The following is a 21,439-nucleotide window of genomic DNA, read 5'->3' on the forward strand; positions in this document are numbered from 1 at the left end:
AATAAAATGCTTCAATTTCACAAAATATAACCATGTATAACAGAGGGATGAATTTCATCGACTATCAGTGCTGTAACACGCAGAAATATTTAGTTGTTATCATTTCTTTTTATCGATTTGTTCTACTTTTTTCTGGCCTTTGTTAGTATTTATCTCAACAATAGCAACAAGAATTATTATTTCAAGTAGAAAACTAATGATTTGAATATAACTTGCACCATTTGCACCAAACAATTCAATCAATCTCCTATTTAGACAAAGATCAACAATAAAACCGCAAAAACTGACAACCATTGTTGACATTATCTTTCGAATCGAAGTAACTATTGAATTCAGAATCCAAATAAAGGCAGTAAGGGTAGTGCACCATACTAGTGGGATAAACAAATTATATGATTTTAATATAGATTTTCCGTAAAGAAGTGATAATCCAAGTTTTCCTAGAACTAGTGCGCCAATAGTCACACATACGGAAAAGAACAAAAGCAATAAAAGAATCTTATGAAAAATTTGTCTAAATTTTTTATATTCACCACTCTGATATATGCGAGCTAATTCCGGCAAAACTGGTGCAAATACATAATTTGCAAACACTTGAACAATTAATGTTGGTGAAGCAATTGAAGAATAAATACCAAGCACATCATTACCAAGATTGTTTTGAATAGTTGTGCGTGGCAAGAGTGGAATGGTGCTTAATAAAAAGCTCGTAACAACAAGTGGAGCGCATTCTTTTAGCAAGTCAAAAACTTTTTTATCTTTAACAATCGGCTTAAATTTACTTAGCATTCTTGTTTTGCGTAAATCATACAAAACTACAAATAATAAATTTCCAATGCCAGTTATCAATAAAGTTATATATAAGTCTAGGGAAAAGAAAATCCCAACAGAAAATAAAGCAACTGTTAAAATTCCTCTACATAGGAAAGATTTTCCAATGATGTCATAGCGGTTTATACGCTGATCAATGCCATGTATTACATCAACTGCGCTCTCAGCAATGCGTATTATCATATAAGCATCAATACACAACATCTGATAAACTGATGAACTATTAAGTGAAAAGATACAGCATAAAATAAAACCGATCAAGCATGTAATCAATCGGCTTCCCGCATAAATATCATCTGCGTATTCTCTTTTAACATCAGAAACTTGAAAATTTCTCATATTAAATAAACACACAGTTGAAAATGTACTACTCGTACTCATTGCTAATGATAAATAACCAGCAGCATCATAAGAATCTAGTCTGACAATTAATACCGTAGTAACCCATTGGCAGAAGAAATAAATGATATTACCAACCGTATTCCATGCCATATTCTTCATTAAACTATTCTTAGAGTCCATATTTATACTATCGTTTCTTAAAACATAACAACAAAGTTCTCATTTCAGAAACAGCTTTAAATATATTCCTGATCCAATGCTGAGTATTTTTCTAGCCAAAACACTTAGCTCAAAATCGAGCCAAGAAATATGCAAGTTATCTCTATGCTTTTTTAATAGTAGCTTATGCTCCGATAAATATGCCTGACCTTCCGAACTTAGAACTTTTCCTGTATTAGAATCATTCCTCAGTCGAAAATAATTCAATGGTTCATGGATAATATAGATCTTTCCTAGACAGGCAATTCTAATAAAAAAGTCATAATCAAGAATGTATTTAAAGCTGGGATCAAAACCCTTAACACTTTTCAGCACTGATCTTCTAAATGTGTTATTTAATGGAGCTCCAAACCAGTTTTTAGAAAAAAGGCAGGCTCTAGCTACTTGCTTTCCTTCTATTAGGCCACTTTTTTTATACCGATGATACTCCCCTTTTGTATTTCCGCATAGATCTCGAAATTGTGTGTCACTTTCAGACATAACCGCACTCGGATTATCAATCAATGCTCTTACTTCTTTTTCTAAAGCATTTGTTTCTAACATATCGTCAGCACAAATCAGCTTAATATATTCTCCCCTGCATCTGTTCAGGCAATTGTTCCAATTTCCAGCCATCCCCAAATTATTTTCATTCAAAAATAATTTGATTCTTGGATCATGAAACTTTTTAACCACTGCCACAGTATCATCTGTAGATTTATCATCACAAATCACTAATTCTATATTCTGATATGTTTGATTCAGTATGCAGCTAATTGTTTCACCGATATAAGCGGCATTATTGTATGCTGGGATGCAAACACTAACAAGCGGATCATTATTTATCATTGTTCTCTCTCATTTCCTTATCCATTATTGCTATTTTTTGTGCTAGCTCTTTTATTTCGACCGACTGCAAAGAAACTGCTTCCGTCAGCCTATATATTATTAATATCATAAATAAGAATCCTAAAAAGAAAACCATATTTATGGGTAATTGGACCCCCATTTTTCTAGTAATCCATCCCAGTAGCCCAGGGAAAAGCAATACAATAGTTAATCCAAGCAGCAAAAAAATCCAAGATAATGAATATTTCAACATCAATTTCCCATTTTTTATTTGTTTAATGAAAATTACGAACGCAATTAATAAAAGGATTAATAAGAGAACTCTAAGTTTTGCACTCATATGCCAACCACCACCTGTTAATATTTCCGCATATTTTCTATTAATATTGCTATTGTAACCTTGATCATGTAATAAACCGAGTTATTTAACCGTATTGATGACTGTCCGCCCTGCCTCTCTTTCATAACCACAGGGATTTCTATAACTTTGAACCCTCTTTTCAATAAAGAGACAATACTCTCTGGCTCTGGATAATCTCGGGGGTAGTCTGACGCAAATAATTCAATTACTTTTTTATTTACCAATCTAAATCCCGATGTAGGATCTGTAATTGTAGTACCAGTTAGTCTCTTAATAAGATGTGTAAAGTAATTAATACCTACTCTTCTCGCAAACGTAGACTGAAAGCCCTCTTTGCTGATAAAACGCGAGCCAATTACCATATCAGCATCTTCCTTTTGCATTGTTTCTACAAGCAACTTCAAATATGAGGGATCATGCTGACCATCTCCATCAACCTGAACAGCCATATCATATCCATTTTCATATGCGTATTTATAACCTGTTTGGACTGCACCCCCAATACCTAAGTTAGTTGGTAAATTTAGATACTTAAAATTATTATCTTTTAATATTTTCAACGTATCATCTTTAGAATGATCATTTACGACAATATAATCAAATTCTGTGGCTTTTTGCTGTAAAATGCTTACAGTATTTTTTATATTATCGCTTTCGTTATATGCTGGTATAATTACCAATACTTTTGCTTTCTGACTTTTCATATCCATAATCTCTTCATAATAAACTCTCAAAACTTCTATACTGATGTAATACTATACGCCCAGAATACTATGAGCAACTTTTTTCCACTATTACACCTCTTTCAATAAAGGTAAAACTCATAGGACATCAAAGCCTAATCAAAAGATACTGAAGTGAAAACGTTGAAACAATTGTTAAAGCGAGAATAAAACCATCACTATTTATCGATGTAATCCTAATTGGCATCTTCTTCTCAAGTATTAGCGGAATTAGCAGAATAGGTGAGAAATATCTTCCTTGAACTCCTTGTACTATTGAAGAGGATATCGGTGTCCACGCAATTGCCATTCCACATATTATATTAGCAATAGTAAGAGCAAATATGATTAAAAATATACCAGAAAATCTAAGACAAGATACATTTTCAGATGGTCTTCTGATTCCAGATAATAGCAAAATAATAATGAAAATAATAATTAATTGTTCCGGCATCATTAAATTCAACCATCCAAGCTGCTTGCCAATCATTGTTTCAATGTACCACTGTGAAGAAATTATCAGTGTTCTAAACAACATTTTAAAGCTATTGACCGGGAAAGCCAGCATATAAGAAACAGAATAACTCTCCTCAGGCGTAATTGTACCAAATTGGTCAATAATAGTAGGATGATACATTCTTACTGCGAATCCTAACAAGTAGAAAACAATATAGCCACTACATAATATCAATAACCCGCACAGAATTAACTTTTTAATCATTGTAGATTTTTTTACTATTATGTTTTCATACCTTATCAAAACCGTTACTAGCAACGGGAGAATTCCAATCAACATATATGCATGACTTTTTATTCCAAAAATAAATATAAAAACAAATAGCGATTTAAGGACATTTTTGAAAAATTCATGCTTATTCAAGTCTGTCCTATTGTCATATATTGTTTTTATTGAAAAACAAATACAATATGCAGACAGTGCAAACAAGATCGAGTCATACGATATAGATATTGCTTGATGCAATGTCATTGGCAATAAACAATATGTAAATAATGCTTCTTTCCCTACTGGAATGAGTTTAATGCTTTTATTTATTATTAGACAAAAAACGATAAAATTCGCTATTCTACCCAAAAGTAAAGTTAATCCTGTTCCCAAGCCAAAAAGTCTGCCTACAGAAAAGCCTAATGCCGGCACAATATACACATAGCCAAAAAAAGATGGCTTCGGAAAACTTACCTGTATTTCATTTTTTGTACTTAATGGTGCAACAAGATCATGCAAGTATATTTCATATTTTCCTATATCTTGATAAGAACCAGTCCAATAATCGTGTTGATTGACCAGATAATCATCCTCTCTGATTGTGTTTTTGTTCATAATGATGTTTGAAACAGAATATGTCCAGCGCATATGCTGCGGTTCATCTGGAATTGCTCCTATTGGCATGCATATCATCATTACGCTTCCCAATGTAACCAGACAAATCATAAATATTCTTCGTAAATCTGATTTCCATATGCTCATTGCATAAAAGACAAAGAAAACAAGAGAATTTAATATACACTCTATCACAGAAAATAAGCGTGTAAATCTTTCAGCCTGAAGATGCCCATTAAACACAAAATATATACAAATAATATTAAATAGTACTATTATCAAACTAATGACTATCGTCTTTGTTATCTTTTCTTTTTTGATCTTGCCATGTTTAAGCTCATTGACATACAAAAGGCTGGAATAAATGCATAAGTTTATCAGAATTATTATGCTAAAAATAGAGGAGCCTAAAACAGTCCTAATGGAATAAGATTGAATCAATACGTATAAAATAGAACAAAGCAGGAATATCACTTTATCATTGAGTTTAGTATTTAATAATTTCATAGTTTTCTCTCCCAAGCAAAGTGTTCTCATTTCAGTAAAAATGGTCCATCTTCAATCTTAAAGTTTTTATTATAGTATGGATCCTCTGCACATATAATTGACTTCCATTTTTTTTGGAATACATGTATTTCATGATCAAATCTCTGCACATGTTCAAAATCATCTTCATACCCCCGTGACTTTGATTCATAGTGATGCCAGAGAGCAAAAGCATTATAGACAACAAGCTTATTGATACTGCGTACTTTCAGGCAGTAATCAATATCATTTCCTGCGACTCTGAGATCCTCATCAAGGCCGCCAACAGCCTGATATATATCTTTCTTAGTCATCAGGCACGCACCTGTCACCGCGCAATAATCACCATTCAGCATTGCCCGCATCATAAAGCCTAAATCTTTTTTACCAATACCAGTAAATACATGACCAGCGAAACCAGAAAATCCTGCAACAACCCCTGCATGCTGAACAGTATCGTCTTTGTATAATAGCTTTGCTCCGACACATCCAACATCCTCACGCATGCAAACGCCAAGCATTTCAGTAAGTGCATCCGGAGAAACCATCTCAGTGTCATTATTTAACAGAAGCAGGTATTCTCCCTTTGCTTTCTCTACACCAAAGTTATTAATCGAACTGTAGTTGAACCCTGCATCTGATTTCCAAGTATAGACATGAATATTGCTGTGTTCCTTCTGGACAGCATCATAATATGCAAAGGTATCCTGATTCTTAGAATTATTTTCGATAATCAGAATTTCAAAGTTTCTATATGTGCTCACATTTATGATTGACTGAATGCAGTTTTTCAAGAGATCCACATGATCACAGCTTGGAATAATAATGGAAATAAGCGGATTATTCCCAGTACTGTAATGAATATGATACATTCCCCAATAAGGTTTAGGCATGATCTCTGCTTTTGCATTGATTCCCGTTCTTTCAAAATGTTCATCCAATGCATTTTTGCCAGCAACATAGCAGTACATTTTGCTTTCTGGATCCAGTGCCGTAGAACCCTCATGCATGCGCCAATGATAAAGAATCTTTGGAATATGATACACATCATGTGATTTTTCAATGCATCTCAGCATAACATCATAATCCTGAGAGCCGTCAAACTTAGGGCGGAAGCCGCCTACGGCATCAATAATTTCTTTCTTTACAGCAAAAAAGTGAGTTATGTAGTTATGTGACAGAAACAGATCCGGATCAAAATCAGGTTTCAAGTTTGGATCTTCATATCTACCAGAATCATCATTATACTTGTCTTCATCTGTATATAAAACATCATAATGCGTATTCTGAACTGTCTTTACAATCTGGTACAAACAGTCAGGCTCAAGCAGATCATCATGATCAAACAGCGCTGTATACTCACCCGCTGCCAGTGTTAATGCTTCGTTGGTATTTCCAGAAATGCCCTTATTTTCGCTCAGGAACGTAACTTTAATACGAGGGTCACTGTCCTGGTATTGCTTTAACTTCAACCTGATATCATTATCCTTATCGCTGGCATCAGCGATACATAGTTCCCAATTAGAATATGACTGATTTAATACTGAATGAATCATCTCTTCAAACAAATCTATGGGGGTGTTATATGTTGGAACTAAAATACTGATCTTAGGGGCATACGAAAAAACATGGGCCCTCTCTTTTTCAAGTTCGATCTGCTGCGCACGATTGCGATAAAACCATGCATCGTAATCAAATTTTTCTAACCTCGCATGCAGCACCTTGTGTCCAAATCCCTTGAAACCATACTCATGCAGATATTTAACACCTTTATCAATGTTTTCTTTGGTCATTGCCTTCATCAATCTTACGAAGGAAAAACCTGGCTCACTGATCATGTTTTTTTTCACAGGAATAGAAAGCTTTGATGCACCATCTTCAATATTCAGAAAATATTTAGCTTCCTTCATAGGTGTAAATGTAATCAGGAAGCCAACGCTTAATGCATTATCTGTATCTGTAATACCAGATTCAATTGTCCTCTGGAAGACTGTATTTCTGACAGAAATTCTCTGTTCGTTTCCACTTTCATCCGTGATCGAATACTTCTTCCCGCCCAGATAGGAAAAGCTCCATCCTGAAATCTGTGTATAGTTCTTGAACTCACTGACACCATAGATATCACCAATTATTGATCTGACTGGAATATCAGTGGTTTCCAATTGATCTCTTTTGACACTGCCATTCCTACAATGACTGATAAGAGCAATCTCATTCAGATCCTGCTGATCAGAAAGGCGAATATAAAACCAGGCAGAATAAATTTCGTCCGCGAATTCAAACAGCTCTGTCGGTTCATACTTTTCTCCATCAATTTCAGCATGCATGACAAAATACTTTTCATCACTCTCAACTTCCAACTGAAGGAACAGGTATCTGCTGTTACCAGCTTGATATATATTACTGTTTTTTACATGTACGTTAAATTTCATCATAACCGCCCATCATTTATAAAGTGATCACACTGTCCTGCATTGCAAGATTTGGATTATAGAATGGATCACCTGCATCCAGAAGATCCTTCCATCTTTCTCTGAATAATGCTTCTGATCTTATCTTTTCATCCGCATCGAATTCTTTCTTCAAATACAGAGAGGTCTTGCCAACATGATTAAACCATTTTGAGAAAGGATCATATACAATGTATTGACCAAGTCTTCTTGCTCTCAGGCACAGATCGACATCAGACAAGCGCTCCCCCATTTCTACGTCAAAGCCATGCAGCTCATGGAAAAGGTCTTTGCTGATCAGCATGCATTTTGAGGTTACAGCACTGTAATTGCATCTGACAATAGCCCGCATCTGATAGCCAAAATCCTTATCTGCCTGACCCGTCAGCACATAACTGGTAAGATTGTTACGTTCGATAATAATTCCTGCATGCTCAACAGTACGATCGTCAAACAGGAGCTTTGCACCTGCGATTCCCCTATGATTGCATTCAAGGTCACCAACAAGCTCACTGATAGATTCCGGATTGATCATTTCAATTGTTTCATTCAAGAACAGCAGATATTTTCCTGCAGCAAGCTCTGCACCAGCATTGTATGCAGCAGGACTGCTGTATTTTCCCTCATATGCTGCATACTTGTAACCTGCAGACTGATGATGAAGAATATCATTGTCTTTGCTGCAGCTGATAATAATCTCAATATTATGATACAGATTAATGCTGTTAAGAGATGCTATGCATTTTTCTAATAATTTTTGATTATTCTGAGCAGCAATAATAACAGATACCAGCGGATTTTCTTTCAGATCAAACCTAGTGCGGTACAATCCCCAGAGTCCATTCGGCATCATTTCAACATGTGCATCGATGCCAAAACGTTGATAATGTGCCTGAATTGCATTTTTTCCCGCTTCATAGCAATACATCTTGGCAGATGGATCAGAAGCCGTTGATCCTTCATGAATCCGCCAGTGATAAAGCACCTTGGGAATATGATATACAGACTCAGCATTCTCTACACACCTGAAAATCAGATCATAATCCTGTGATCCATCAAAGGAACTTCTGAAACCTCCAACCTTTCTTACAATCTCTGTTCTGGCGACAAAGAAATGCGTGATGTAATTATTGGAGCAAAGCTGATCCGGTGAAAAATCAGGCTTCATATTTGGATCATCAAAAATGCCGGTTTCATTATTCAACTTATCTTCATCTGTATATATGACGGAATATTTTTTATTCTGAAGCGCTCTTACAATCTCATACAGCGCATTTTCTTCCAGCAAATCATCATGATCAAACAGAGCTGTATATTCACCTTCTGCTAGTTCCAACGCCTTATTTGTGTTGCCAGAAATACCATAATTATCATTAAGATATTTCACTTTGATACGCGGGTCTTTCTTTTGATAATCAGAAATTATTTGCTTGGCAGGATTGCCAGCATCACTGCCATCCGCAATGCACAGTTCCCAATTTGAATAGCTTTGGTTTCTCACCGATTCAATCATTTCAACAAGCAGCTTTTCAGGCGTATTAAAAGTAGGAACAAGAATAGAAATCAAGGGATTATATGTAAAAACATGCTTTCTTTGTTCCTTCAATTCTTTCTTAGACACACGGTGCAGCAAGAACCATTTGTTATAAGTATTGATCTTCTTGGAATCAAAATAAATTTTCTTATATCCGGAGAAACCACTGTTATGAATATGACGAAGGATATCGATAAGAGATATTCCAATAATTCTTTCACTGATATCTTTGAAAGAATGAACACCATGTGCTTTCTGGTAACGGTGAAGGACATTAACCGTCACACTGTCCAAGCCATCACTGATTGTCAATACTGTCTTCTGATCTAAATTGCCAGGATATTTGATTTCAAAGCCACATTTTCGATCCTCATATGGCACAATTGAAAAATCGTAGAGATCGTTACGCAATATTTTTTTCTCTGTATACTCTATTAAATCTCCGGATTCACTGTCATGAACGGAAAGCACAAGCGGCTTTCTGCTTGCGGAATGGCACCATCCGCTGACTACCCAGAGATTTTTCTTATCATCATGTAAAATTCCATCAATTGAAAATAATATATCATTTGAAAAGGAATACTGTTTCAATCTTGGCCCGGACAGCTTAAATAATGTATGATTCTTCTCTCCATCATAGGCTTCAATGACCAGCGATCTAATTGGCTCAACATCATTATTCTGTATCTTAAAACCACAGAACATTAATTCATCAGAAAGACTGTACTTCCTCATGATGTCATATCGTAAGATATCTTTATATTCAAATTGAATGTATTTCCCATTCACTTTGATACTGATGGCTGGCAGCTTATGATTCTCCCCAAAGCACCAGCCGCTGATCATCAGCGTATCATGTCCCCCAAGCTTCTGTATTCTCAAATCCTCAAAATGATAATATATCTTCATTGAAGTACACCTCAGAACTGCTCAGCGAATCCTTTTTCAAGCTTGCTGAAAACAAACCAGCCAATCGCAAGAGTCACGGCCGCAATAATTGCCAATACACCCATGATTCTCATATCGGGGATCTGATGGTTGAGAAATACATCACGATAGGAATTGATAATATGTGTAACCGGGTTTAAATTAATCAGCTTAACCAGTTTTGATGTAGAAGAGAATGTTTCAATTCGATAAATAATCGGAGCGCCATACATTGCAAGCGTCAGCAGGAAATTCACGATATATTCAAGATCCTGGATGTAAGCATCCATTGCACCTAACAACATACCAATTCCCAAAGCGAAAACACCTTCGATCAATGCAATCAATGGTACAAAGATGATATGCCAGCTTACACCGACACCAAAGATCATACAGAAAACAATGATGATAATACATGAAATAAAGAAGTTGATAATTCCGCTGATTGCAGTCGCAAGAGGCAGAATTTCACGCGGAAAATATACCTTCTTGATAATGCCAGAATTGCTCTTGATGGATACGACACACTGGGTGATTACCGTCGAGAAAAAAGTCCAGGGAATAATACCTGTTACCAGATAAATCAGGTAATTATCACCAGTGTTATTCAACAGGTACGGAAAAACAATTGCATATACGAGTACCTGCAGCAGCGGATTGATAAATGACCAAAGTACCCCGAGGATTGATGCCTTATACTTTCCTCTGAGCTCCTTTTTCACGCTGGTCTTTAACAATTCCCTGTATTTATATAGTTCTCTGAATTCATTCATGCTGCTTCTTTTTCTCCATCATAAACTACATATACATCTTTATATGCGATCACATTACCCTGATCATCTTTTAAGGTTGCAGAAACCGTGATTCTGTTTTTATCATCACGCTGATCAAGGTAATCTTTCATATCAATGCCTTTTGTCCAGCCAACAGTATCCGGATCCATAAAGCCGCCGTATTCTTCCGAATAAATCTGAACAACATCATCGCGTCTCATCGGCTCCAGATCAGTAACTATTTTATTACCAATTTTCACCTCAAAAACAGCATTCTCACAGTCGCTGACTTTCCAGCCGCCAATCGGCATCTTACTTGTCTGATCACTGAAATGTGTATAATTCCGTGGGCCATCAATATATACCAAACCTGAATACGACGCACCGCTTTCCTGAATCTTCTTTTTCTTTTCAGCTACATTATCCAGAGCAACCTGTTTTAAGTATTCATCAATGACAATACCAGGCGCTCCATCCATGCGGAAACTGCCATGATACAGCCATACAACGCGTGTACACAATTCACGAACCATATCCAGGCTGTGAGAAACAATCACAATTGTCTTCCCGCCATCATCACGAAGCTGCCGCAGCTTCTCAAAGCACTTTTCCTGAAAATGCTGGTCACCAACTGCCAGAATTTCATCAATCAGGAGAATATCTGCATCCACGTTAATAGCAACGGAAAAGGCCAGGCGCATATACATACCAGAAGAATATGTTCTGATCGGCTCATCAATAAACTTACCCAGCTCAGAAAATTCAATGATTTTATCAATTCTCTGGTCAATCTCTTTCTCTGTCAACCCAAAAATAGCAGCATTAAAATAAATATTCTCTCTGCCTGTAAAATCAGGATGAAAACCAGCACCTAGTTCAAGCAGTGATGTTACTTTACCATCTGTCTTGATTGTGCCTGAATCAGGATAAATGATTTTTGTGATCAGCTTCAAAAGGGTTGATTTGCCGCTTCCGTTTGTGCCAATCAATCCAACAGTATCACCCTTTTTAATATCCAGATTAATATCGTTAAGCACCTGAATCCGATGCTTTTTACCTCTGTGTCTCTTTGTCAGGAATTCCTTTAAAGTCTTCGCACCATCATGCTGCACTTTAAAGCTTTTTGACATATTCCTGATTTCTATTGCATTTGAAGGATCCATTTCTCATTGCCTCCTGAACAAGCTGCTAAGTTGATGTTGGATGCGGCCCTCTGTCTCACTTTGCAAGGCAGTGCATTATCCAATAGTGATCGATTTTATCATACTATAGGAATGAGTCAAATTAACATCTTTGTTGTAGTAATGTTAGAGTCGGGCGGAATTGACCATTTGGGGGTGGTTACTTTCCCCCGACTCTAACAGCGCTTACTTTATTTCAATGAGCCGAGACTTATTTATTAACCAAATACAAAACGTATACAAGGCGAACGCTGTTACTCCTATGAAAAATGTATACAAAGTCCATTTCAGTAAATTAAGCATAAAAAATAATGGACTATTTGCAAGGAGCGTTACCCAGTCACGCAAATTCCAAAGTTCATAAAAAAACTGATTATCATGTATTAGGTACACCATAAATGTTGATTTACCTAGTAGCGAAATAACGCGATTCTGTTTAAGAGAGATTCTTCTAAATACTTCAAACATACATATAGCCAAAACAATAATAACTATATCATCAAGATTATAGCTTGGCATTGGTTGAATAAATACATCTTGCGAAGCATTGCGCAAATAAGTTTCTATACTAGTCTGCGTGACATTATAGCTAGAAATCAAAACAATACCGTAAGATAATACTGAAATAGCAATCGCAATGTAGGTTTTGACCATTTTAAATGGCTCAAAACGATGAATGTATCCACCAAGGGAATATAAAAAGATTCCGGTCAATAACGTGCGTAAGCCTGAAGCTAGATTATCAACAAGACCACCAGTCCAAGAAAAAGATACAAATGCCAGAATGGTCAACAAAAATGCCACATATTTTTTCTGATCAAAATTAGCTAGCAACTTATTAATAAAAAGTTTTCCACATATAATGATTGCAAAATAATATCCGACAAACCACGACATTGAATTGAAACTGCTAATGGTTTGTAAACTAACAAATTGTTGGAATTTGAACTTATATAACATTGTTGGCACACAAACCAGCCATAAGCAAGCAAATCCTTGCTCCAACAATAATTTCTTTGAAATACGCCCAAGATGTATTTCCGAGCTATTTCTATTGGCCATATAATATCCAGATATTAAGATGAAGATATCATTGCTAATCATTCCGAAAGTCATTATTATGTCAATAATTAGCAGTCTTTTATAAAAGATAGGGTGGTTAAATATTCCAATATTATTTCTTCCAAGCGCCCCAGGATCTGTAAGCTGAACTATAACACAATGCACTATTATGTGATATATAACAATCATTAACATTGCAATAATTCGAAGTAGTTCAATATTTGAATCACGTTTTTTCCTGAATTGATTTTGTTTATTTTTATCATTGATTATCATAATACTCTCTCACAAAATTTGTTTTTTAGAAGTGTACTGATATAGCTGATGTACATGTGTAAGCATTAATATACTGATTTCTTCACTGAAGGACAAGATCTTTGGTTTACACATCATATTCAGCGATATAGTAAGCCTGTAAAAATACCGGAGTAATGTTCTGGCGTTTTTAGTACTGTTTGTCATTCTTTGCCATCTTCAATTCATTAATGCAGCCAGAAACGCAAGAATATTTGCTTTCTGTAAATTAGCACTCTAAATGACAGTTAGTATGGATGTAAGATACAATGTAGTGTCAATTCCATAACATAATCGTAATATCTTCTTATATATCTTTACAGTTCGGCACTGTCTTGCTGCAACTATGTTTATATACGATGCATCAACGTTCCTCTTGAACAAAATATGCTCCTCTAAATATTCCTTCATTCATTTTTACATCTTGATCCTAATAAGTGAATATTTTGCTGGAATTCCTTCTCGCACTTATTCATACTGATCAATTTCTTATTCGGTAATTGCATGATGTACTGTTTTGTTAGTTCTACCTGCGACTTTCTGGCCTTTCCTTGGTTTGCATGCCCTCAGCACCTGTGTCTTACGCACTTCGTATTCCCCAGACCAGATACTTGCCTGCTCCTTATTTCGGATTCCGCCTCACGACAGCCCTCCTTGGCATTTGCAAACGGTTATCAATCACAAAGCACCCGCAGTAGATTTTCACCACCTAGATATTTGCAATGCCAAGCACACTAAATAGTGTATGTTAATACACCAATGAGTATTTGCTGTGTTACTGTTATGTCAAAGTTGGATCACTTCACCACAACTGCATATTTTCGGAAGTTATAGATCCATGCAAACTTTCCAACAGGCATCCAATAGCTTCCGTCAATTGGATCAGACACATGAACCTGGTTGTGAATTGGATCATATCCATCCAAACAAACAGCATGATTATTTGACATGGCAGAGCCAAAGTTTGTAGATATCCAAACCGGGGGATAGAAATGAATTGTAACAAACGCAATCACAGGATTTCCATATTGTATCTCACGCATCAATGCATCTACAGAGGAGCCCGTATAGTCTTGTGTCGGTTCATATCTGCTGCCCCATGCCGCAAGAGGTGAAGGAAAAATGGATGTATAAAGTCTTGAATTTGAAACAAATGGACTGCCCACAAATCCCGTAAATGGAGTCCCATCCGTAGAATGAGGTATTGTCCTCAAGAAATCTCTGACATTCATATCTCTCAGTTTTCCTTTTGCCTGTAAAGCTTCAAATAATGAAACACCTTCACAGCCCACAGGTGCCCCAATTCTGTACTGATTATAGTTCGGAGCACCAAGATAAGTACGTACACTAAATGGATATGAAACATTAGAGCCAAATGATCCTGGATAGGATCCCTTAGGCAATATGTAGAACTGTAATGCCTCAACACGCAAACCATAACCTGTTGTGCCTGCCATGCCACCATTCATAGTCCAATTCATCCAGCCAACATTTTCCACATGCACTCTGTACCAAATATTCATGGCAGAGGATATATCTCCCTGAAGCCGCACCTGAAGTGCTTCAACTTGCAGAGCCATTCCAGTTGTACCAGCAGTACCTCCAGAAGTTACCCAATCCTGCCAGCCAATATTCTGAACATGAGTTCTATATTGAATAGAGCCTGAAATTCCTTCTACTCCCAAATACATTTGTAATGCTTCAACACGCAGGCCTTGTCCAGTTGTTCCAGTAACACCTCCGTTGCCGCAACCAACCTGCCATCCGATATTCTGAACATGTGTACGATAAGAAACTGATACGCTAAAAAATGGTCTATCTGTTTTTCCTGGTGCTGGAGCATTTTTAGGTAACAATCTTATTTCAATTGCCTCAACACGCAAACCAAGGCTAGTTGTACCAGCACTGTTGCCATTACAAGTCCAATCAAGCCAGCCAAAACTTTGAATGTGAACACGATAGTAAAGATTGAAATGATTACTCATTTCACCAGTCAGTTGCATTTGAATGGCTTCAATCCGCAACCCTCTGCCGACAGTTCCTGTCAAGGCATTATTTTCTGACCAATTCTGCCATCCAATGTTTTGAACATGGGCACGGTATTGAACGCCACCAGAAAAATCTTGATGATCAAGATTGATCCGTAATGCTTCCATTTGCTTTGCCTGCCCTGTAGTTCCAGCTAAATGCCCATTTTCTACATATGACTGCCAACCAATATCTTGTACATGAGCCCGATACGAAAGTCTGGTGTGATAGAAGGAACCTCCGGTTGTTTCAGGAGCCTCCTCACCTTTCCTTACAAATTTAAATTGAACTGCAGATAGGGGCAAATCGAAATCATTCGTTCCTGCAGAATCTCCATTTCTCGCCCATGATAGCCAGCCACTTCCTAAAACACAAACTCGATAATATAAATCAAAATCATCACTGATATTTTTACCGGGTTTTGCTTCAATTGCTTCTATCTGATATCCTTTTCCTATTGTTCCTGCTGTCTCTCCATTATGTTTCCATTCTTGCCATCCACTGTGCTGAACATAAGCACGATAAGAAACAATATCGTTCACTGATTCCAGATTCTCAGTTGAAACATTCAATTGAAATGCTTCCACCCTGTCACTATTCTCCAATCCTGCAGTCTCTCCATTACCAACTGCATCTTCCCATCCAATATTGGAGCAGTAAACTCGAAAAGATGCAGATACGCTTACTTCTGGAAGATCCGGTATTGCGGAAGGTAATTCAGTTGGTTCTGAAACCGGTGGCATAGTTGCAGGCGCAACTGATGCTTGCGCTCCGTCTGTTTGGTTATTAACTTCATCCTGAGATAGCTCAGCTGGTGGTGCTGATTCTAACAATGGAGTTGATGAAGGCTCAGGAGAGGGTTCAGATGTCATTTCTGATTCAGAAGATGGTAAAGCAGGAGCTTTATCATCTTCCGCATATGCGACAGATGGAATAAAGAACAGTGCACTCAGCACAACTGCAGTGAGTTTTGTAATAACCCTCATTGAAATTCCCCCAATTTATTTTGAAATATATTATAGATTTGGTTGTGATTAATGTCACATTAATTTATCTTACAGTTCATTCATTTATACAAAATAGAAGCAGTATTTTCATAGGCAATCTGTTTCTAATCTATTTTCCGATTATTCAACAAAATGGTCTGCCAACAGCAAATATACTTCCATGTGCAGGATAATATACCGGATAGCAATCATTTACACTGGGCGGCCAGGCATCAATCACTCTGCCATTGCCAAGTGCAATTGCAACGTGAATGATTGTTCCTCTGCTTGCATACCACACAAGATCCCCTCGGCGGATATCAGAAGAAGAAACCTTTCTAATCCCTGGTGTAGAGTAGTATAACGTTCTGGAATCCCATTCATTTTCACGGCGTGCATGATGCTCTGGCGTAGCCGGAGAAGGATCAAATCCTGCCGCATACAAGCACTGCATTACCAGACCGCTGCAATCTACAGCACCTCCAGGAGCCGTAGAATGACAGATAAGGTACCGCGTTCCCATATACTCATATGCGCACTGAATCATAGCTTCTATTCGTTCATTAGAGGAATTCAAATTTCCCGTTATCATAGGATGGACGTAATAACCCGGCAAAGAATACAGTGTCGGTGCAAAAGGTTGAACCGCATCCTGATAGCCATCCCCATTATAGTGATACCAGAGTCCACCCGACTTCAGCCATCCATTCACATGAGAAGCATCTTTTTTCTGAAAACTATTTGCTGTTGTTCCTGGGCCCGATTTTCCCTTAGGCGAAATAATTACCTGGATTGCTTCAACCCGGTAACACATGCCTTCTGTACCAGCGCTGCTTCCATTACATGCCCAGCCCATCCAGCCACCATTCTCAACATGTACCCGGTACCAAACATCCATGAAGTTAGAAGCATCTCCGGTCAGTTTAATCTGGATTGCTTCTATTTGTAAAGCTCTGCCTGTTGTTCCGGCTATATCTCCATCAGTCTTCCAATCCTGCCAACCTACATTTTGTACATGTACGCGATATGCGATACTTCCATCTGTACCATGCGAAGTGAATTTCATTTGCAGTGCTTCGACCCGTAATGCTCTGCCTGTTGTTCCGGCAACAGAATCATTTCCGACAAATCCCTGCCAGCCTATATTTTGAACATGAGCACGATAAGAAACAGAAAATGAAAGACATGGTTTTGATGTATTTCCTGGAGCTGGAGTTCCCTTTTCAACTAATCTTACTTCAAATGCTTCAAGCCTCAGGCTCATTCCAGTCGTTCCGGCATCCGCACCATTCGAAGCCCAATCCAGCCAACCTATATTTTGAACATGAACACGATAGTAGATATCATAGTGACTTGCCATTTCTCCTGTTAAACGGATTGACAATGCTTCTGCTTGCAAAGCTCTTCCTGTTGTCCCGGAAACATTTCTTGTCCATCCTTGCCAGCCTATATTCTGCACATGAGCGCGATATTCAACGGAACCTGCATAAGGCTGCTTAATCAGTCTCAGTTTAAATGCTTCAAGTCTCAATCCTTCTCCAACAGTTCCTACAGTTTCCTGCTCGTTAACATCGGCAAGCCAGCCATAATTCTGAACATGAGCACTGCATGAAAGGTATCCTTCCAAAAATGGGTGAGTTGTGCTTCCTGGTGCCGCTGTCCCATGCGGCTGAATTACTACTTGCAAAGCCTGCAATGATCTAGACAAATCGATCATGCCAGAAATCTGCCCATTACACGCCCAGTCAAGCCAGCCCAAAGTACTGCTATAACTGCGATAGTAAATATCATATTGGCTTGCTTCTGCACCAGTTAATTGAATTTTAAATGCCTCCATGCGCAGATTCTGTCCTGGGATTCCCGCATTTTGACCATTAGAAACCGGATCCATCCAGCCAACATTCTGAATATAAGCAGCATATTGAAAATGAACCATGTCACTGTCAAGGTGATAAGCTTCCAAATACGCAGAATTTCCCTTTTCAGAACCTGCTGTCAAGCCGCTCGTTTTGGTTTCCTGCCAGCCTGTATCATTGAGATAAACGTCATAAGAAATAGATGGAAGATCATTTGATATATGCTCAGCAGAGTCTGATGCAATCGGCGCTGATGGCTCAGCCTGCTCTGGAGTGGAAGCAGTATCTATCCCAGTTTCATCAGTATCTTCAACAGATTCTGGTACTTCTGTATCAATCGGCTCCTTCCCACCATCATCACTTTTCTCATTTTCCTCTGGTAACGATGTTGGCTCTGGCGATGAAATAGCATTTGTATCTTGCGAAGCTGATGATGGTAATGGCACTTCTTCAGCCTGAGCAGGCAGAGAAACTCCCGATACTATTGTAATTGCACAAACAAATGACAGAATTATCTTTCCCATTTTCATCATTTCTTACTTTCCTCTCAATACTTACACCTAATGTATCACCAAGTTCGAATGGGCTCAAATCCTGCTCCACCAGAATTGGATAAGTCTCAATTGCCTTCGTTACGCTGTCCATAACCTGGGCGTCGGCTAAGCTTTACAACGGGATTAAATCCCAAGGACAATATATCTGCCGACTGCTGGCTTGTACTTTGTCTTTCTAAATCTGCTGACTTGCCCTGACAGCACTGCTTGCGCAGCGGGCGGTAGCCTGTCAGGGCTTACCGGTAATGCTGAACTGTCTAATAATCCGTCGATCACAAGGCAGATCTCAATGTCAATGTCATTAAGTTAGGGCTTGATGATTGAAACGCTTTGTATTTTGTAAGAATACAAGGCGTTTTTTTTGATGGCCAAAAGGGTCCGTATTTCTTTGGATGATTTTCTAAAAAAATACTTGACAGCCAAAAATCAGCCTTTTTTACACAATCCGAAGGAAATTGTAGGAGGAAAAATTCACTATGATTTCCATTGACTCTGTTAAGTGCGTAGATGACATTTTAGCTAAGGCCATTGATATGGTCGAGCAAAATATAAGCTGCTATTGTACGCAGCCAGGTGTTGACTTCACTCGGATACGTGCACTGCCCGCTGGTACTCTGATTCGCTTCCTTATCCAGAAACAGGCCAAGGCATTAAACCAGGAACTCTCTGATTTCTTTGTTTCCAAAGTCCCGCCGTCTGCTTCGGCTTTCTGCCAGCAGCGTTCAAAGCTCGATCCCGAAGCTCTTGAAAGAGTAATGCACTTAATGACTGAAAACATTCCTGGAACCAGATTCTTCAAAGGCTATCGTGTATTCGCTTGTGATGGATCAGATGTACGTATCCCTTATAACCCTGATGATCCAGAGACATTTCTGAAGAATGATGAGAACAGCCAGGGCTACAATCAGCTTCATCTCAATGCTCTGTATGACGTTCTGAATCGCATATATACAGACGCTATGATAGATACGAAACAGAAGTCTCATGAGAAAGGCGCTCTGCTTGATATGCTTAAAGCCCATGATCTGCCAGCCAAAACGATTATTACTGCTGACCGCGGCTACGAAAGCTATGAGCTGCTTGCCTATATGCTTGAAAACAGCATTCACTTCGCTATTCGTATAAAGGATATATTCAGCAGCGGGATCTTATCTGCCATTGATCTGCCAGATGAAGAATTCGATCGAGATATCACTCGTATATTGACAAGAAGCCAGACGAAAGAGATCAAGCAAAACAAGCAGAAATACGTATTCCTGCCATCAAACGTAAATTTCAGTTATCTGGATTTTGATCATCCGTTCTACAATATGACTTTCCGTGTCGCCCGTTTCAAAATCACGGATGGTACTTATGAGTGCCTGGTTACGAATCTGCCCAAAGATGAATTTTCCATCACTGAGCTTAAGGAACTTTACCATATGCGCTGGGAGATCGAAGGTGCATTCCGCCACTTGAAATACGATACAAACATGGTTTACTTCAATTCAGTCAAGCAGAAAAACGCAAGACAGGAAATCTATGCCGCTCTCATCATGTACAACTACACCCAGCTTCTGATCAATGCTGTGCCGGTAGAAAAGCATGGCAGAAAATGGGCGTATCAGATTGCTTTTAAGCCTGCCGTTACGAATGCGCGATTATTCCTGAAGAAGCTTATTACGACAAAAGCATTCATAGACAGAATAAAAAACTTCCTGAGTCCCGTACGACCAGGAAGAAAGTTCAAGCGCAATATAAAGTCACAACCAGCAAGACTGTCACTCTATAGAGCTGCCTAAGCAACTTCATTATACGAGGTAAGCCTTTGGACGCAATGATAAAGTGACAGATTGCTCAAAAGATGTTTTCGTCATGCCTTCTTTTTGAGAACCTCTGGATTGTCCTCTAAGAGCTGAGTAAAAAAGAAGCTGAGTCCTGAAGAATAACATTATTATTCTTCATCCAGCTTCTTAACTTAACAGGTCAAAATCTCAATATCACTTTCATGAGCTTATCTTAATGACATTGATCTCAATGTCTGAGCTTCAGGCACTCAGATCTGCCTGTGATATATTTCTTTGATTCTTACGCTGCAACTGGACGAATAATGTCTGCCGTCATCTTCTGGCCATCATATGGAATTCCCCTGTTGTCAGAATCTTATAGAAAACCCTCAATGCTTTACAGCCAACCGCAATCACCGACTGCATCTTCTTTAACGGATTCTCTTTACGAGTCGTGTAGTATGCGTGGATTGCCGCAAATTCACTGTTGTTGTTAATCAGTGAAATTGCCAGCTGATACACACACAATCTCAGTCTCTTGCGTCCTCGATAGCTGATTCCGCTCTCTCAGTTATGTTTGCCGGAGCTGTCTGCTACAATCGCAAGTCCAGCCAGCTTCTGAAGAGCCTTGGCATCCTTGATTCTGCTGATGTCTCCGACCTCAGCTACAAACGTCAGTACCGAGATCGATCCAACACCAGAGATCCTGAGCAACTCTCTGGTGTTCAGAATCTGCCACAGCAGATCATTTGCTTCTTCCATGACCCGATCCACTCTTGAGCGGTACGTCTCCAGATCATTCAGAAAATCCATCAGCTCCATCCTTGCGGCTTTTGGTGCTTCTTTCCTGCCGATGCTTTT

General features: G+C 38.3%; 15 protein-coding genes. 1 reads left to right on the plus strand and 14 read right to left on the minus strand.

The genetic code is table 11. The features are described from left to right. Positions 1-99: 99 nt before the first annotated feature. The 12 genes from DHU66_RS07605 to DHU66_RS07660 form a co-directional block, all read right to left on the minus strand. Positions 100-1,353, minus strand: coding sequence for a lipopolysaccharide biosynthesis protein (locus DHU66_RS07605; protein ID WP_108775255.1), 1,254 nt, complete (start codon positions 1,351-1,353; stop codon positions 100-102). A gap of 39 nt (positions 1,354-1,392) precedes the next feature. Next, the gene (locus DHU66_RS07610) at positions 1,393-2,220 is read right to left on the minus strand and encodes a glycosyltransferase family 2 protein (RefSeq protein ID WP_108775256.1); all 828 of its coding nucleotides are present in this window, start codon (positions 2,218-2,220) and stop codon (positions 1,393-1,395) included. Then, positions 2,210-2,560: a DUF2304 domain-containing protein gene (locus tag DHU66_RS07615; RefSeq protein ID WP_108775257.1), complete on the minus strand. Its 351-nt coding sequence runs from the start codon at positions 2,558-2,560 to the stop codon at positions 2,210-2,212. The genes DHU66_RS07610 and DHU66_RS07615 overlap by 11 nt, the downstream gene beginning before the upstream one ends. A gap of 17 nt (positions 2,561-2,577) precedes the next feature. Beyond that, positions 2,578-3,285: a glycosyltransferase family 2 protein gene (locus DHU66_RS07620; RefSeq protein WP_108775258.1), complete on the minus strand. Its 708-nt coding sequence runs from the start codon at positions 3,283-3,285 to the stop codon at positions 2,578-2,580. Between the two features lie 127 nt (positions 3,286-3,412). Next, positions 3,413-5,149, minus strand: coding sequence for a DUF2142 domain-containing protein (locus DHU66_RS07625; protein WP_167836321.1), 1,737 nt, complete (start codon positions 5,147-5,149; stop codon positions 3,413-3,415). 26 nt (positions 5,150-5,175) lie between these two features. Beyond that, positions 5,176-7,602 carry a glycosyltransferase family 2 protein gene (locus DHU66_RS07630; protein ID WP_108775260.1) on the minus strand — a complete coding sequence of 809 codons (2,427 nt, stop codon included), beginning with the start codon at positions 7,600-7,602 and terminating at the stop codon, positions 5,176-5,178. 13 nt (positions 7,603-7,615) lie between these two features. Next, positions 7,616-10,060, minus strand: coding sequence for a glycosyltransferase family 2 protein (locus DHU66_RS07635; RefSeq protein ID WP_108775261.1), 2,445 nt, complete (start codon positions 10,058-10,060; stop codon positions 7,616-7,618). Between the two features lie 11 nt (positions 10,061-10,071). After that, positions 10,072-10,851, minus strand: coding sequence for an ABC transporter permease (locus DHU66_RS07640; protein WP_108775262.1), 780 nt, complete (start codon positions 10,849-10,851; stop codon positions 10,072-10,074). Further along, positions 10,848-12,014 (minus strand): ABC transporter ATP-binding protein, encoded by a 1,167-nt coding sequence (locus DHU66_RS07645; RefSeq protein ID WP_108775263.1) that lies wholly within the window; start codon positions 12,012-12,014, stop codon positions 10,848-10,850. Before DHU66_RS07645 ends, DHU66_RS07640 begins: the two co-directional genes overlap by 4 nt. Positions 12,015-12,218: 204 nt before the next feature. Further along, on the minus strand, positions 12,219-13,370 hold the full coding sequence (locus tag DHU66_RS07650; RefSeq protein WP_108775264.1) for an acyltransferase family protein: 1,152 nt from the start codon (positions 13,368-13,370) through the stop codon (positions 12,219-12,221). Positions 13,371-14,185: 815 nt separating this feature from the next. Next, complete coding sequence (locus DHU66_RS07655) at positions 14,186-16,402, minus strand: C39 family peptidase (RefSeq protein WP_108775265.1); 2,217 nt, start codon at positions 16,400-16,402, stop codon at positions 14,186-14,188. Between the two features lie 145 nt (positions 16,403-16,547). Then, on the minus strand, positions 16,548-18,791 hold the full coding sequence (locus DHU66_RS07660; RefSeq protein WP_108775266.1) for an NlpC/P60 family protein: 2,244 nt from the start codon (positions 18,789-18,791) through the stop codon (positions 16,548-16,550). Between the two features lie 497 nt (positions 18,792-19,288). Between DHU66_RS07660 and DHU66_RS07665 the strand changes: the two genes are divergently transcribed. Further along, entirely contained in the window at positions 19,289-20,593 is a 1,305-nt protein-coding gene (locus tag DHU66_RS07665) for an IS4 family transposase (RefSeq protein ID WP_108775267.1), read from the plus strand. Between the two features lie 318 nt (positions 20,594-20,911). On the opposite strand, the gene DHU66_RS12335 is transcribed toward DHU66_RS07665, so the two are convergent. Together DHU66_RS12335 and DHU66_RS12340 are read right to left on the minus strand one after the other, a co-directional pair. Then, positions 20,912-21,100, minus strand: a complete 189-nt coding sequence (locus DHU66_RS12335; protein ID WP_209451771.1) for a hypothetical protein — start codon at positions 21,098-21,100, stop codon at positions 20,912-20,914. Between the two features lie 45 nt (positions 21,101-21,145). Then, positions 21,146-21,391 (minus strand): transposase, encoded by a 246-nt coding sequence (locus tag DHU66_RS12340; protein ID WP_209451772.1) that lies wholly within the window; start codon positions 21,389-21,391, stop codon positions 21,146-21,148. Positions 21,392-21,439: the final 48 nt, after the last annotated feature.

The sequence above is a fragment of the Lactimicrobium massiliense genome, assembly GCF_900343155.1.
Classification (GTDB): domain Bacteria; phylum Bacillota_I; class Bacilli_A; order Erysipelotrichales; family Erysipelotrichaceae; genus Bulleidia; species Bulleidia massiliensis.

Coding starts and splice junctions, on each gene's coding strand:
- DHU66_RS07655 (WP_108775265.1), bottom strand. CDS start 16,402: ATGAGGGTTATTACAAAACTCACTGCAGTTGTGCTGAGTGCACTGTTC.
- DHU66_RS07645 (WP_108775263.1), bottom strand. CDS start 12,014: ATGGATCCTTCAAATGCAATAGAAATCAGGAATATGTCAAAAAGCTTT.
- DHU66_RS07625 (WP_167836321.1), bottom strand. CDS start 5,149: ATGAAATTATTAAATACTAAACTCAATGATAAAGTGATATTCCTGCTT.
- DHU66_RS07630 (WP_108775260.1), bottom strand. CDS start 7,602: ATGATGAAATTTAACGTACATGTAAAAAACAGTAATATATATCAAGCT.
- DHU66_RS07665 (WP_108775267.1), top strand. CDS start 19,289: ATGATTTCCATTGACTCTGTTAAGTGCGTAGATGACATTTTAGCTAAG.
- DHU66_RS07605 (WP_108775255.1), bottom strand. CDS start 1,353: ATGGACTCTAAGAATAGTTTAATGAAGAATATGGCATGGAATACGGTT.
- DHU66_RS07650 (WP_108775264.1), bottom strand. CDS start 13,370: ATGATAATCAATGATAAAAATAAACAAAATCAATTCAGGAAAAAACGT.
- DHU66_RS07660 (WP_108775266.1), bottom strand. CDS start 18,791: ATGATGAAAATGGGAAAGATAATTCTGTCATTTGTTTGTGCAATTACA.
- DHU66_RS12340 (WP_209451772.1), bottom strand. CDS start 21,391: ATGGATTTTCTGAATGATCTGGAGACGTACCGCTCAAGAGTGGATCGG.
- DHU66_RS07635 (WP_108775261.1), bottom strand. CDS start 10,060: ATGAAGATATATTATCATTTTGAGGATTTGAGAATACAGAAGCTTGGG.
- DHU66_RS07640 (WP_108775262.1), bottom strand. CDS start 10,851: ATGAATGAATTCAGAGAACTATATAAATACAGGGAATTGTTAAAGACC.
- DHU66_RS07610 (WP_108775256.1), bottom strand. CDS start 2,220: ATGATAAATAATGATCCGCTTGTTAGTGTTTGCATCCCAGCATACAAT.
- DHU66_RS07615 (WP_108775257.1), bottom strand. CDS start 2,560: ATGAGTGCAAAACTTAGAGTTCTCTTATTAATCCTTTTATTAATTGCG.
- DHU66_RS07620 (WP_108775258.1), bottom strand. CDS start 3,285: ATGAAAAGTCAGAAAGCAAAAGTATTGGTAATTATACCAGCATATAAC.